Genomic DNA, 15,267 nt, shown 5'->3' on the forward strand with positions numbered 1-15,267 from the left:
TAACTAAACCTCAACTTAAAAACAATACTTATTTTCTGCGATTAATTTATCGGCAATTTCAGTTCTTAATTTGACGACGTTCGGGAAATTATCGTATTTCGTGAAACGCTTTAATCCCATTAACATCATTCGTAATTCGTCTCCTTCAGCGAAAGAAATAATTCCTTCTTTGGCTTTGGCGTTGATTTTTTCAACGGCATTATAAAGGTAAAGCTGAGACATTGCTATTTGTTCTTTTTGGGTATCTTCCCCAAAACGTTTCGCGTTCTTTTCGGTTCTTAAAATAGCCGATTCTGCCATATATACTTCAATTAGAATATCGGAAGCAGCCAATAATAATTGCTGATGTTCTTCTAGTTGTGGTCCAAATTTCTGAACAGCACTACCGGCAACCATTAAGAATACTTTTTTCAGCTTTTTGATCATTTCTTTTTCTTCCGCAAATAATTCAGAATAATCAGGTTTATCGAAAGACGGAATTCCCATTAATTCTTCTCCTACCGCTTGTGCAGGTCCTAAAAGATCTACGTGACCTTTCATCGCTTTTTTCACGAGCATTCCTACCGAAAGCATTCGGTTAATTTCGTTGGTACCTTCATAGATTCTTGAAATACGAGCATCTCTCCAAGCCGCTTCCATAGGGGTGTCGGCAGAGAATCCCATTCCACCAAAAATCTGAATTCCTTCATCGGAGCAATGCTGAATATCTTCAGAACAGGCTACTTTTAAAATAGAACATTCAATTGCATATTCTTCTACTCCTTTTAATTCGGCTTCAGAATGAGAATTTCCACTTTCCATACGAAGGTGAATTCGGTCTTCTATATTTTTAGCCGCTCTGTAGGAAGCTGATTCGCCTACATAAGCAGAAGTTGCCATTTCGGCTAGTTTTTGTTTAATCGCTCCAAATTGTGCAATGGGTGTTTTAAACTGAACTCTTTCATTAGCATATTTAACGGCATTTTCGGTCACCCGACGTTGTGCATCTAAACAAGCCGCTGCCAGTTTAATTCTACCTACGTTTAAGGCATTCATCGCGATTTTAAAACCTTCACCGCGACCCGCTAACATATTTTCTACCGGAACTTTGGTTTCATTAAAGAATACCTGACGGGTAGAGGAGGAGTGAATCCCTAATTTCTTTTCTTCTTCCCCAAAGGAGATTCCGTTTTCTTTATCATTTTCTACGATAAATCCGGTGATGTTTTTATCATCTTCAATACGTGCAAAAACGATGAACACATTCGCAAAACCAGCATTTGAAATCCACATTTTTTGTCCGCTGATGCTGTAATACTTTTCATCATCAGAAAGCACGGCTTTTGTTTTTCCTGAATTGGCATCACTACCTGCGCCCGGTTCAGTTAAACAATATGCACCAAACCATTCTCCGGTGGCTAATTTTGGTACATATTTTTTCTTTTGCTCTTCGGTACCATACAATGTGATCGGCATTGTACCAATCCCGGTATGTGCTCCAAAAGCGGTAGCAATCGATCCGGTAGCTCCCGAGATATAATCGCAAACCAGCATTGTAGAAACAAATCCCATACCTAATCCATCATATTCTTCGGGTACGGCAACACCAAGAAAACCAAGTTCTCCGGCTTTTTGCATAATTTCTTCCGTAAGCGCGTAATCTTTTTTCTCGAATCTTTCCTTATGTGGAATGATTTCACGATCTACAAATTCTTTTACAGAATCACGCATCATCTTTTGCTCCTCGTTAAAATCTTCAGGAGTAAAAACATCGTCGCAGCTGGTTTCTTTTACTAAGAATTGACCACCGCGTAATATATCTTTTTGTTCAGTTGTATCACTCATTTTAATCCCCCTATCCCCCGAAGGGGGGAACTACCTATTGGAGGTTATAGGTTTTTATATTAAACATTTTGTTAGTTCTCAATTTAAATTCCTCCCCTTAGGGGAGGTTAGGTGGGGATTAGAATACCTCATAAACTCCCGCAGCACCTTGTCCGGTTCCTACGCACATAGTAACCATTGCGTATTTGTTGTTAAGCTTGCGTTTACGCATTTCATCAAAAATCTGAACAGATAGTTTAGCTCCGGTACAACCCAGTGGGTGACCCATAGAAATCGCACCGCCGTTTACATTCACGATATCTTTGTTTAATCCTAATTCACGGATGACCGCTAGCGACTGAGAAGCAAAGGCTTCGTTCAATTCGATTAATGAAATATCATCTTGTTTTAACCCAGCTTGTTTGATGGCTTTGGGAATTGCTTTAACCGGTCCAACTCCCATAATTCTTGGCTCTACACCAACCGCAGTATAACTCACCATTCGGGCAATAGGTTCAAGATTGAGTTCTTTTACCATTTCTTCGCTCATCACCATTACAAAAGCAGCGCCATCACTCATTTGTGAAGAGTTTCCGGCAGTTACACTTCCACCTTCTGCAAATACAGGTCGAAGTTTATTCAATACCGCTTCAGAAGTATCTTTACGTGGACCTTCATCTTTAGTTACGGTGTAGCTTTTGGTTTTCTTTTTTCCGTCGTCATCTACATAAGTCTGATCTATGGTAATGGGAACAATTTGATCTTGAAAACGATCTTCAGCCTGTGCTTTTATAGCTTTTTGGTGAGAATTGTAGGCAAACTCATCCTGGTCTTCCCGAGAAACGTTGTACTGATTGGCCACCGCTTCGGCAGTTAATCCCATTCCCCAGTAATAATCTTCGTGACCTTCTTTTGCCAGTTTATAATCGGGAACCGGTTTGTAACCTCCCATTGGGATGTAGCTCATACTCTCGGCACCACCGGCGATGATACAATCTGCCATTCCACTTTGAATTTTAGCGGAAGCAATAGCGATGGTTTCTAAGCCTGAAGCGCAATAGCGGTTTACCGTCATTCCGGCTACGTCTTCGGTTTTTAATCCCATTAAAGAGATTAACCGACCTACGTTTAAGCCTTGCTCCGCTTCGGGCATTGCATTTCCTACGATCACATCGTCGATACGATTTTTGTCAAATTCCGGAAGTTTGTCCATCATATATTCGATGGTTTCCGCTGCCAGTTCATCTGGTCTTTTAAATCTGAACACACCTCGGGGTGCTTTCCCCACTGCGGTTCTGTATGCTTTTACTATGTATGCTGTTTTCATTATTTTTAGTATTTAGAATTGAGAAGTCTATATCTTTAGACGTCTATTGTATTTCGTAAATTGTATACTGTATTTACAATATGTCTTGAATTCATTTCTTATAGAGTTGATTGTAATTTGATAATCATATTCTGAATATGTTGAATTTCCCTTTCAAAATGTCCAAAAACATCTGGACTTAGAAAATTAAGATTTTTGGCAATTATCAGTTGGGTTTCTAGTTCAAATGCAGATCCAAGTGCTATTCCCAAAAAATTAGCAAAATCTTTATTGGTCTTTCTGCCACATCCTTCTGCAATGTTGGAAGGTATCGATACAGCAGATCTTCTAATTTGAGAAGTAAGACCATAAAGCTCTTCTTTTGGGAAATTCCTACTTTTTGTGTATGTATCAGTCACTAGATTAATTGCTTTTTCCCAAACTTTTAATTCTTTGAAGTAATTCATAACTCTTACAAATTTCAGTCTACCATTTACATTTTACAGTATACAATCTACGGTTTACAGTTCTAACTCTACAGTTTACAATCTATACTTAGTTTCTCAACGGTTTTCCCTTCTGTAACATATGCTGAAGGCGTTCTAAAGTTTTTCGTTCTCCGCAAAGGCTTAAGAAAGCTTCACGTTCTAGGTCTAATAAATATTGTTCGCTTACGTAAGAAGCTTCCGATAGGTCTCCACCAGCCATTACATAAGCCAGTTTGTTAGCGATTTTCTTATCGTGGTCGCTAATGTATTTTCCGGCATTCATCTGATCGGTTCCTACATAAAAAGCTCCTAAAGCTTGTTTTCCTAAAACTTTAATGTCTTTGCGCATAATTGGTTTGGTGTAGCCATTCTCTGCCATTAATAGCGCGTGTTTTTTCGCGATGGTTAATTGGTTGTCGCGGTTCACCACCACAATATCTTTTCCTTTTTGCAGAATATTGGTATCGTAAGCTTCGTAAGCTGAGGTGGATACTTTTGCCATTCCGATAGTGAGGAAATTTTCGCGTAATCGGTTCAACTCTACATCATCTTTCTGGTAGGTATCAGAAGCTCTTAAGGTCATTTCTTTAGAACCGCCACCGCCGGGAATTACCCCAACACCAAATTCCACTAAACCAATATAAGTTTCGGCGTGAGCCACCACTTTATCGGCGTGTAACGAAAGTTCGCAGCCGCCACCCAGCGCCATATTATGCGGAGCAGATACGGTAGGGATAGAGGAGTAGCGCATACGCATCATCGTATCTTGGAAGTATTTAATGGCCATATTCAGCTCATCATATTCCTGCTCTACTGCCATCATAAAGATCATTCCGATATTAGCACCTACCGAGAAGTTTTTTCCGTCGTTCGATACTACGAGTCCACGGTATTCTTTTTCAGCCAGATCGATCGCTTTGTTGATTCCATCAAGTACATCACCTCCAATAGAATTCATTTTACTGCGGAATTCTAAATTTAGAATGCCATCACCTAAATCTTCAACGACAACGCCACTATTTTGGAATACGGCTTTAGATTCGCGAATATTATCTAAGATGATATAGGAGTCTTGTCCGGGAACTTTTACGTGTTCCTTTTTCGGGATTTCATAATAATAGGTGTTTCCTTCTTTTACGGAATAAAAGGAAGTAATACCGGCATCCACCATTTCTGAAACCCAAGCTGCAGGCTCGTAACCTTCAGCTTTCATCATTTCAATTCCTTTTTCTACACCAAGTGCATCCCAAACCTGAAATGGACCGTGTTCCCATCCAAAACCGGCCTGCATCGCATCATCAATTTTGTAGAGTTCATCAGTAATTTCTGGAATTCTGTTGGAAGCATAAGCAAATAATGCTGAAAAGTTTTTGCGGTAAAACTTCCCTGCTTTTCCTTCATCTTTAATTAAAACTTTATAGCGATCGCTAAGTTTATCGATGGTTTTGGTTTGCTCTAATACACTAAATTTCGCGCTTTTTCGATCGCGGAATTCCATTTTATCAAGATCAAGTGATTTGATTTCGCTGGAACCATCTTCTTTCTTTTCTTTTTTATAAAAACCTTGTCCGGTTTTGCTTCCCAACCATTTGTTATCCATCATTGTTTGGATGAAGTCTGGTAGTGCAAAAAGATCGTGGGCTTCATCCTCGGGAACGTTTTCGTACAAACCGTTGGCAACGTGCACCAAAGTATCTAAACCAACAACATCTACAGTACGGAAGGTAGCCGATTTCTGGCGGCCAATCACCGGTCCGGTTAATTTGTCGACCTCTTCAATGGTCATATCCATATCTTTTACCATATGGAACAAACTCATAATGCTGAAAATACCAACGCGGTTTCCGATAAAGGCCGGTGTGTCTTTGGCGATCACCGATTTTTTTCCAAGGAATTTTTTTCCGTAGTCATTGAGGAAATCTAATACCTCTCCTGAAGTATCGGGTCCAGGAATAATTTCGAATAAGCGTAAGTATCGTGGCGGATTGAAAAAGTGTGTTCCACAGAAATGTTTCTGGAAATCTTCACTTCTTCCTTCGTTCATAAATTTAATGGGAATCCCGGAAGTATTGGAAGTGATTAAAGTTCCCGGTTTTCTATGTTTTTCAAGTTTTTCAAAAACCTGTTTTTTAATGTCTAATCGTTCTACTACCACTTCGATAATCCAGTCGGCTTCAGAAACTTTAGCGATATCATCTTCTAAATTTCCGGTGGTTATGCGATTGGCAAAATCTTTATGGTAAATAGGAGAGGGCTTGGATTTTAAAGAATTTTGAAGGGAATCGTTGACGATGCGATTACGCACTTCTTTATCTTCTAAGGTAAGTCCTTTTTTTTGCTCTTTTTCATTGAGTTCTCGCGGAACGATGTCAAGCAGTAATACCTCTACGCCAATATTGGCGAAGTGGCAGGCGATACCGCTACCCATAATTCCTGATCCAATGACAGCAACTTTATTGATTGTTCGCTTCATAATTATTTAGCTGAGGTTTCAGGTTTATAAATTTTTTTATTATTAATTAATTCCATTATCGTATGTGCTACTTCAATGAAGGTTTTAATGTCTTTTTCTGGTACAGACTCTTTTACGGCATCGTCAAATTGGAGTACTACGTCTTTAGAGAAGGCTCTCATTTCACGACCGTAGTCTGTAAGGGTAATTAAAACACTTCTGCCATCTTCAGGGTTCCTTTTTCTTTCAATTAATCCTTTTTCCTGCATTGATTTTAGGGTTCTGGAAAGGCTTGTGGCTTCCATTCCCATTTTAGGACCTAAAGAGGTAGATGGTGTACCTTCTTCAGGGTCTATATTTAAAAGAGCAAATCCAGTTGCCATCGTGCTACCTTTTTTACCCGCTTCTTCGTTGTACATTTTAGCTACAGCAATCCAAGTAGCTCTAAGTACATAATCTATTGTTTTTTCTCTCATATAATTTGATGTGCAATCAAAGATAATGAAAAATATTATGCACGCATAACAAAAGTAGGTAAATTTTAATTGAAATTAATGATATTCATAAAAAAACTCCTTCTGTTTGAGGAGTTTAACAATAACTTAATAATAATTTTAAAATGATCGTAATTTATTGATAGAATAGACCTATTTCCTGAATTACTTTTTAATTATTTTTTGGGTAATAGTTCCATTTATTTTTAAAAAATAAATATCTGATGAAAATTGGCTTAAATCAATTTTTTCAAACGATTTTTTAATGGTTTGGATTTTTTGTCCGTTAATATTTAGTATTTCTATTGTTTGGATGATGTTTTTATTGGGAGATGCTATAAATACAATTCCTGAAGTTGGGTTAGGGTATAGCGTAAAGTTAGGAGAGTTCACATTCATTGTAGAAAGGTTGCAATTTTCAGCTGGTGTGTCTTCGCTAATGTCCCAACCTAAATTATTGATTAAAAAATTTCGATCATTTTCGTTACAATAAATAAGATCAATACCTCTAAAAATTTTGTTAGTATATCCTAACTCTACAAAATGAGCCAATAAAGCATCGTAATTTTCAATATCCAAATTACTGCTAGAAACTATTCTTCTAAAATCTACAGCAGGATTAAAATTCCAATTAGAAAGGTCTTGATTAAAATTTTCTGCTAAGCTAAATATTGCGAACATAGTAGTCACATTGGAGACATCCCAATTAGAAAGAGGTTGATTGAAATTTTCTGTACTACTGAACATATTATCCATCTTTGTAACACTTGATACATTCCAGTTATTAAGTGGCTGGTTAAATTGACTACTCATAAACATAAAATTCATATTTGTTACATTTGATACGTTCCAATTGTCTATTGGTTGATTGAAAATCGAAGCACTAAACATACTTTCCATATTGATTACATTAGAAACATCCCAATTATTTAAAGACTGATTAAAACTTTGATTAGAACTAAACATACTTTCCATATTGGTGACATTAGAAACATTCCAATTATTAAGAGGCTGATTAAAAGCACTTGCAGCAGTAAACATATAGCTCATGTCGGTTACATTAGACACATCCCAATTATCAAGAGGCTGGTTAAAATTAGTAGCAGCAAAAAATATTCCACGCATGGAAGTGATATTCGATACGTCCCAGTTATTTATGGGTTGATTAACTTCTGTTGAACTAAACATAAAGTTTAAATTAGTAGCTTGACTTAAATCTGGAGTATCTACTGCTAGAATTTGTAGATTAGAACAGCCAGCAAATGCCGATTGCATAGATTGCCATGGGTTGCTTCCCCATTGGTTTATGCTTAAAATTTTATCAGCATCAGTTTGATTATCAGAAAAATATATTCTCGGGAAATTTCCCGAAATAGTAACTGTGTATATTCCGGCAGAATTATAAGTATGTGTTACATCTCCGGTAATGTTATTTTCAGAATTACCGTCTCCAAAATCAATACTGTAATCATAACCTGTCCCAGTAGTAGGAATGGTTATACTTAAATCGTTATCATTAACTTCCCATGTGGTAATGAATTCTGTTTGGGCAAAAGCAAAAAAGCTAGTGGTTAGAAAGAAGAGTAATAAGTAAAAGTTTTTCATAGGATAATTATTTTGGTTCCTATAAATATAAAACAATATGTTGAGATTTTATTTGATAAATTTATGTAAAAAACTAATTTACAGTAAATTATATCGTTTGGTTTCTCAGGATACTTAAATTTATTCCTTTTGGAATCAAACTTTTACTTTCGGCTTTAATGGTTAAACTTCTTTCTTTTCTCTAGCTAATATAAGCTGAACGTTTATAAATTCAGTAAGGTTAATGGTAATTATCAACTTCTTGCTATCTACATTTTTGTCCTAATTTTGGTCGGAAGAGATTTTAGTATCAAACTAAGAAGCTTTAAAATAATTAAAAAGGTGTTGATTTAAGGGACTTTTTTAAAATTTATATTGGCGTAGCTATTGGATATATGAAGTTGAGTGTTACTATTTTGGTTTCTATAGTAGCCTGTGATTTTTTTGCTAAAGCTTTCTTCATAAGATTTAAGAATTTCTAGATCACTGGTGCCGCTAATTCCACCGTAAGAGGAATCAACATTAAACTGAAAATCCATTTCGGCATCAAACCCTAATTTAATTCCGGAGTAATCGGTTTTTATTTCCACATTTTTAATACCCTTCATAAGTTTATCTATACGTACCGAGCCATAAGCTTGTTTTAGGTCTAATGAAGAAAATACACGACCAATTTTCGTGCTGAGGTAGTCACCACGGGCTTCGATATTTCTCGCTTTTTCTACAGAGATGCTTCCATAATCGCAATTAAATTGAAGGTTTTCTACTTTGGAAATATTAGAATCAGAATAATCTGCCCGTAGGTTGATGTTTTGGGCTTCCTCAATGGTAAATCCAGAATAATCAGCCTGAATAGTGGCATTGGTAATATAACCGAAATGACTATTTCTAGTATAATCGAATTTTAACGTATTACTTTCCCCTCTCAATTCACCTATATCAATTTTACCATAGTCGCAGGAAATATTTGTATTTCCTAAGAGTTTATCCATATAAATTGCTCCGTAATCATTATCGATATCTATATTGTGTTGTGCGGGCGCTTTTATCACATAATTAATCTCCATATTTACGTTATTGCTATTCCCGAAGATCCCACTCCACCAAGATTTGTTTTCATTTTCAAAATGAGTGACTGCACTTACTTCATTACCTTTTTGGTTGAATACAACATTAATATGATCTAATTTTTTTTGAACTTCTTCAGCATTATTGCCATTGGTTTTTATAAAGACATTAATGATAATCCGGTCTTGGTCCCAAGTAGATATATCAATGTTTCCATAGCTGTTATCTATTTTTAGTGTCCCTTTTTGGGATACAGAAAATTCTTTCGATACTTTTTTTTCTTTGGTATGTTTCTCTTTATAATCATGATTTGCAAAGCTTACGGCCGGAAAGAATAGGGCCAGTAAAAACAATTTATAGAGTATTGGTTTCATTTTTATAAATTTTAAGTTCATTAATTCTTTGTGTTTGTTCTAGTACTTGTTTTAAAAGATCAATTCTTTGTTGAAAATTATTGATCATGGCAAAAATTACGCGTTTATCTTTTCCACTTTTTAAAAGGTCTTTTTTTAATTTGTCGTATTCTTTTTCTAAGGTCTGCATTTGTACCAATGCATCGTTGATAATTTGACTGGTTGCTGGTGTTCTTTTATCTTCTATAGATTTAAGTTCTTGCTCAATAAGGTTACTATAGAAATTTTGAGTTTTTTTCATTTCCGGTGAAACACTGGCTAAATCTCCTTCTTTGTAAAAAGAAAATGAATTAAAGCTTGTACCCATTACAAGTAAACCAATTAGCAATGCAGCTGCGACACCGCCTAGTGAGAACCATAATACTTTTACTTTATTGGTTTTAGGTTGGTACTGTTTTAATTTGGTATGAAAACGGTCTTCGTGTCCCGAAGTAGGTTCAGCCGTATCAAAATTTAAGTTCTTTAACTCTTCAAAAAAATCATCATTTTTCATCTTTCATCATTTTTTTTCTTAAACTCTCTTTTGCACGAGAAATGGTTGTCCTGCAATTGGCATAGGAGATATTTAAAATTTCTCCTATTTCTTCATAGTCGTATCCCTCAATAAGGTGAAGTGTGAGGCAAATTCTATAATTTTCTTTAAGTTCCTGCATTTTGTGCAAGACTAGTTTTATCTTTTGGTTTTGGATATCATCATTCGTTATTCCTGTATTTTCCTCGATTTCATTTTGAAGATAATCCTTATAGTTTACTTCTTCGTACCTCGACTTTTTTTGATGAGCATTAATACTATTATTAACTACAATCCTTTTCAGCCAAGCTCCAAATGTGGCATCTCCCTTATAAGAGTTTATTTTTGCAAAAGCACTTAGAAAGGATTCTTGCATGATATCTTCTGCTTCAGCACTATGGTGAACAATTCTTAGTGCTGTATTATACATCGCTTTATAATACCTATTGTAAACTTGCAGTTGAGCTTTTTGGTCTCCTTTACGACAGTCCTTAATAAGATCGTTAATATGGGTAATGGTCGGTTGCAAAAATTAACTTGTTTCTATTATAAAGATATGGCTTGTTGCGGTTTGTTACAGTTTGAATAGTTTTTTTTATATCTGCTATGTGTGATAATGGAAATTTACTTTATTTTAAACCTATTTGTTGGGTAGGAAGAGTAATCATGAGTTTTGAAAATCTTTTAAAAACAAAAAACTCAGAATTTAATACAATTCTGAGTTATGATTATTTTTTTGAATAAATTTTTTAAGAGTTAGGATGACCGTAGATATCGTTGTAAAGATCTTTGTATTTTTCTTTAATTACTTTACGCTTCATTTTCATAGTAGGGGTAAGGTGTTCTGATTCTACTAACCAAACATCTGGTGTTAATCTAAATTGTTTTACACGTTCCCATTTCCCAAAGCGTTCATTGTAAAAATCTACTTCTTGCTGAATCCTTTCAATAACATCACTGTTTTTAACTATTTCTTCATTAGAATCACCTAATTTTATTTTCTTGCGCTTAGCCCAGTCTTCTATAAATTCGAAGTTGGGTTGTATTAAAGCTGCGGGCATTTTCTCACCTTCACCAACCACCATAATTTGGTCTATAAACCGCGATTGTTTCATTGCATTTTCTATAAGTTGAGGTGCAATGTATTTACCACCGGAGGTTTTAAACATTTCTTTTTTACGATCGGTGATTTTTAAGAAACCATCAGCATCCACTTGTCCTATATCACCAGTATGAAAGTATTTATCTTCGGTAAGAACTTCATTGGTTTTTTCTTCATCTTTGTAATAACCAATCATTACTTGGGGCCCTTGAATCATAATTTCCCCGTCATCTGCAATTTTTATATTTGTATCAGGTAATGGTTTTCCAACTGTTCCTACTTTAAATCCGTGGTTACGCATATCATTAACGGCAACAACCGGAGAAGTTTCTGTTAGCCCGTAGCCTTCCATAACACCGATTCCTGCAGCATTGAAAACCCGAGCTAATCTGGGTTGAAGTGCAGCACTTCCGGAAGCAATTACATTTAATCTTCCTCCTAAAGCGTCTTGCCATTTGCTAAAGATGAGTTTCCGAGCGATTTTGAGTCTAAACTCATACCACCAACCATTATTTTCATAAGGTTCCCATTCTAATCCTAATTCTACTGCCCAATAAAATAGTTTATGTTTAATTCCAGATAATTCTGAACCTTTTGCGATAATCTTATCATAAACTTTTTCCAAAAGACGGGGGACAGCCGACATCACATGCGGACGAACTTCTTTGAGGTTCTCGCTGATTTTATCGATAGATTCAGCAAAATAAATACTTACCCCGGCATATTGGTACATATAAAGCAACATCCGTTCATAAATATGGCAAACCGGTAAAAAACTAATAGCCACGTTGCTTCCTTCTTTTAAGGGAAGACGGGTGGCACTATTGATGGCATTACTGGTGATATTTTTATGGGATAGCATAACCCCTTTAGGTTTTCCGGTAGTTCCTGAAGTATAAATAATCGTTGCTAAATCATCTTCTGTAATAGAATCTTTGATGCGTTCTACTTCTCCTTGGTTACTTTCATCTTCCCCGAGTTCTAAAAGTTCTGACCAGTTTTTTGTGTTTGAAATTTTATCGAATGAATAAACTTCTTTCAAGCTAGGAACACGATCTTTTATTTTGTTGACTTTAGCGAGTACCTCTTCATCTGAAACAAAACAGTATTTAGATTCGCTATGGTTTAAAACATATTCATATTCTTCTTCAGAAATAGTAGGATAGATAGGGACATCCTGAGCACCTACTTGTAGAATACCGATATCCATGATATTCCACTCGGTTCTGTTAGAAGTAGATATCAACGCAATTTTATCATTTGCATTTATTCCCATTCTTAGTAAAGCTCTACTTATTTTGTTGGCTTTTGCTACGTATTCTTCAGTTGAAGTACCTATCCACTCGCCGTTATATTTGGTAACAAGCGACTTGTTTAGATTGAATTTTTCTAACTGATAATATGGGAAATCGAATAATCTTTTAATTTCAGTCATAGGGGGAAATCAATTTGTACACTGCAAAATATAAAATAAACTGTTTAATTTATATTAAATTTATAAAAAAACCTTCCTAAAATTATTCAATTAACTAATTCTGATTTTTTTTTGGGAAAATTTTTAAAGATTCATAAAACAAATTAATATTCTAAATTAATTATTAGAAAATCTTACAAGTTTTGAATGTTATGAAATAAAAAAGCTGAATTAAATTTAATTCAGCTTTATAAAGTTAAGTTTATGAGATGTTTATTCCTCTACTTTTAAAACCAAGGTTTCGTAGCTATCAGATTTAATACCTATTAAACCGTATTTTGTTTGGCCCTTAGGAATTTCCATTCCATAGATATCATAATGCATCAGTTCTTCTTTAAAATTCTTATTTGCACCACTGGCCCCTAAAAGGTTTCCTGCCGCAAGACCAGGTCCTACAATTAATCCAATAGGGACAGAGTCTTCTGTTTCTCCTCTAGAATTAGTTGTGTATAAGTTTAATGGGGTAAGCAATAAATAGAATAAATAAAAAGCGGGTTTTTGTTTAAGTTCGTCAAAAACCTTTTCCGACTCTAAAATATGAATGTCATTGCCATTGTCAAAAGCTAATTTCATATCCCTACCAAGCGTTAAATCACGGTCAGAGTTATTAGTAATTTTAACTGCTACTACTTTTATATCTTTATTTTCTTCTTTTTTTGCATACTTTTTATGAAGTAAATCATATTTATATTCTAAGCTTACATCCTTATTTTCGTTCTTTGAAACGTAATTTATTTTTTCTGGATTAATAAGTTTATACTTTGAAGCACAACTTGTTAATAAGGTTAAAATAAGGCATAGGGAAATGGGTAGAATTCTTTTCATTCTTGTAAATAATTGTTAATGATAAGTTAAATTTTATATATGCAATTATAGCAATTATTTAGAATTTCTCAAATCATTTTCTAGTATTTACAAAAGCTTATAGCCCAAGGTCTAACTTGATTTTCTTTTCGGTATTTTGGATAATATAGCCATGCTCAGTTCGAACTAAAAATAGAATGCTTTGTGGGGTATTAATTCTAAATGATAATAAGGATCTTCAGTGAGCATGGCTTTAGGTAAATTATTGAAATTTAATTATTTGTTGGATTATCAAAAGGAATTCATTATGATATATATTATTGCTGACTTTAATTTTTATTTAAAGTAATAGCTATTTTTTTCTGAGGTAATTCTCTTGTTAACCAACCACTTTTACTTGCTGTAGCAATCGCATAAGGCGTAATCCAGAATAAAGTAAAGGTGTAAAATATGCTGTAAGGATATGCCCAAAATGAGTCTGATAGTTCGTGCTTTTTAGCATAAAATATAGCCTGAACACTAGACAAAACTAATATACTTACAAGTGCTGATGTTATAAACAATAGAGGTGAAGAAATCACAAAATAAAGCATTACCAATAACAAAGGGTAAGCAAGTAATATTTTTATCCACTGATTTAATAATAATATTCTCGTACCTAATTTAGCTCCTTCTCTAAAGTTTTTAAAAGCAAATTTACTCATGGCTATGTTTTCTCTAACATTACTTCTTTCCCAACGAATAAACATTTTATACAAGTTTTTGTATCGTTCTGGAATGTTAGTAAACACAAGTGCATTACGTTGAAATAAAACATGGTAACCTTGCTTTAAAATCATATTGGTCATCGCACGATCTTCACCAATATCTGAAGGTTGACCATTAAATTTTTGATTAATCCAGTCTGAAAGACAGTTGAAAACAGCTTCTTTACGATAAGCCGCTAAAGCTCCAGGCGTACACATTACGGTGCCCAATGTACTTTGTGCTGAACGTACAAATTCAAAGCTAAATGCAAAACTTACATTCAGCATTCTAGGGATAAGTGCTTTTTTACGATTTAGAACTCTAACATTTCCTGCAACAGCACCACATTTTTGATTTCCAACAAATGGACTAACCATATTTCTAAGTGTATTTTTTTGTACAATAGAATCACTATCTACGGTAATGAAAATATCGCCAGTACCTAACTTAAATCCTCTATACAATGCGTGTCTTTTTCCTTTATTTTTAGGTTGTTGGTAAATTGTTAAACGTTCACCTAGTTCATTTTTAGCTTTAAGCATCCAATTCCATGTATCATCTGCGCTACCATCATCTATTGAAATTAGTTGCATCTTTTCTTCGGGATAATCACTTTCAGCTAAACTGATCAAAGTTTTATAGACTAACTCCCCTTCATTGTATGCGGGTACAATTATGGTACAAGTTGGGAGAGATTCATTAGCAACCGGTTTGACTACTTTATATTTTAAGTATAAAACAAATAGGTAGACTAAAAAACTAATCTGTATTGCCAACAAGGTAAAGCCAACATATTTTAAAATATTGTCAAAGTTGGTCATTTTTTCTAAATGAATTTCTTGGAAATAGGGATAGAAAAAATAAGAAACTGCTAAAGCTCCAAAAAGCAATAGAAAAGTACCCAATAATACTAATTGATTAGGAGAGTTTGAATTTTTTTTCGGGGATGGGGTTGCTTCTTTTTTCATTTCCATAAGTAATTTTTTAGTTTGTACAACATTAGATTTGATATAGCTTATTC

At 34.8% G+C, this 15,267-nt stretch carries 12 protein-coding genes; all 12 read right to left on the reverse strand.

Going from position 1 to position 15,267, the window contains the following annotated elements:
* Positions 1-15: 15 nt before the first annotated feature.
* Positions 16-1,824: an acyl-CoA dehydrogenase FadE gene (locus tag FVB9532_RS07220; RefSeq protein WP_150544538.1), complete on the reverse strand. Its 1,809-nt coding sequence runs from the start codon at positions 1,822-1,824 to the stop codon at positions 16-18.
* Between the two features lie 118 nt (positions 1,825-1,942).
* On the reverse strand, positions 1,943-3,130 hold the full coding sequence (locus FVB9532_RS07225) for an acetyl-CoA C-acyltransferase (RefSeq protein WP_150544539.1): 1,188 nt from the start codon (positions 3,128-3,130) through the stop codon (positions 1,943-1,945).
* Between the two features lie 98 nt (positions 3,131-3,228).
* The gene (locus FVB9532_RS07230; protein WP_150544540.1) at positions 3,229-3,576 is read right to left on the reverse strand and encodes a four helix bundle protein; all 348 of its coding nucleotides are present in this window, start codon (positions 3,574-3,576) and stop codon (positions 3,229-3,231) included.
* Positions 3,577-3,664: 88 nt separating this feature from the next.
* Positions 3,665-6,070: a 3-hydroxyacyl-CoA dehydrogenase/enoyl-CoA hydratase family protein gene (locus FVB9532_RS07235; protein ID WP_150544541.1), complete on the reverse strand. Its 2,406-nt coding sequence runs from the start codon at positions 6,068-6,070 to the stop codon at positions 3,665-3,667.
* A 2-nt stretch (positions 6,071-6,072) separates the two neighbouring features.
* Positions 6,073-6,525, reverse strand: a complete 453-nt coding sequence (locus FVB9532_RS07240; RefSeq protein WP_150544542.1) for a MarR family winged helix-turn-helix transcriptional regulator — start codon at positions 6,523-6,525, stop codon at positions 6,073-6,075.
* 183 nt (positions 6,526-6,708) lie between these two features.
* Complete coding sequence (locus FVB9532_RS07245; protein ID WP_150544543.1) at positions 6,709-8,148, reverse strand: BspA family leucine-rich repeat surface protein; 1,440 nt, start codon at positions 8,146-8,148, stop codon at positions 6,709-6,711.
* A gap of 329 nt (positions 8,149-8,477) precedes the next feature.
* Complete coding sequence (locus tag FVB9532_RS07250) at positions 8,478-9,569, reverse strand: DUF4097 family beta strand repeat-containing protein (RefSeq protein WP_150544544.1); 1,092 nt, start codon at positions 9,567-9,569, stop codon at positions 8,478-8,480.
* Positions 9,550-10,101 carry a DUF4179 domain-containing protein gene (locus FVB9532_RS07255; RefSeq protein WP_150544545.1) on the reverse strand — a complete coding sequence of 184 codons (552 nt, stop codon included), beginning with the start codon at positions 10,099-10,101 and terminating at the stop codon, positions 9,550-9,552. The genes FVB9532_RS07250 and FVB9532_RS07255 overlap by 20 nt, the downstream gene beginning before the upstream one ends.
* Positions 10,091-10,648, reverse strand: a complete 558-nt coding sequence (locus tag FVB9532_RS07260; protein WP_150544546.1) for an RNA polymerase sigma factor — start codon at positions 10,646-10,648, stop codon at positions 10,091-10,093. Before FVB9532_RS07260 ends, FVB9532_RS07255 begins: the two co-directional genes overlap by 11 nt.
* A gap of 220 nt (positions 10,649-10,868) precedes the next feature.
* Positions 10,869-12,656 (reverse strand): AMP-dependent synthetase/ligase, encoded by a 1,788-nt coding sequence (locus FVB9532_RS07265; protein ID WP_150544547.1) that lies wholly within the window; start codon positions 12,654-12,656, stop codon positions 10,869-10,871.
* 252 nt (positions 12,657-12,908) lie between these two features.
* Entirely contained in the window at positions 12,909-13,520 is a 612-nt protein-coding gene (locus FVB9532_RS07270) for a hypothetical protein (protein WP_150544548.1), read from the reverse strand.
* 308 nt (positions 13,521-13,828) lie between these two features.
* Positions 13,829-15,214 carry a glycosyltransferase family 2 protein gene (locus tag FVB9532_RS07275; protein WP_228482268.1) on the reverse strand — a complete coding sequence of 462 codons (1,386 nt, stop codon included), beginning with the start codon at positions 15,212-15,214 and terminating at the stop codon, positions 13,829-13,831.
* Between the last annotated feature and the right edge of the window lie 53 nt (positions 15,215-15,267).

Source organism: Mesonia oceanica, from assembly GCF_902499555.1.
GTDB classification, from domain to species: domain Bacteria; phylum Bacteroidota; class Bacteroidia; order Flavobacteriales; family Flavobacteriaceae; genus Mesonia; species Mesonia oceanica.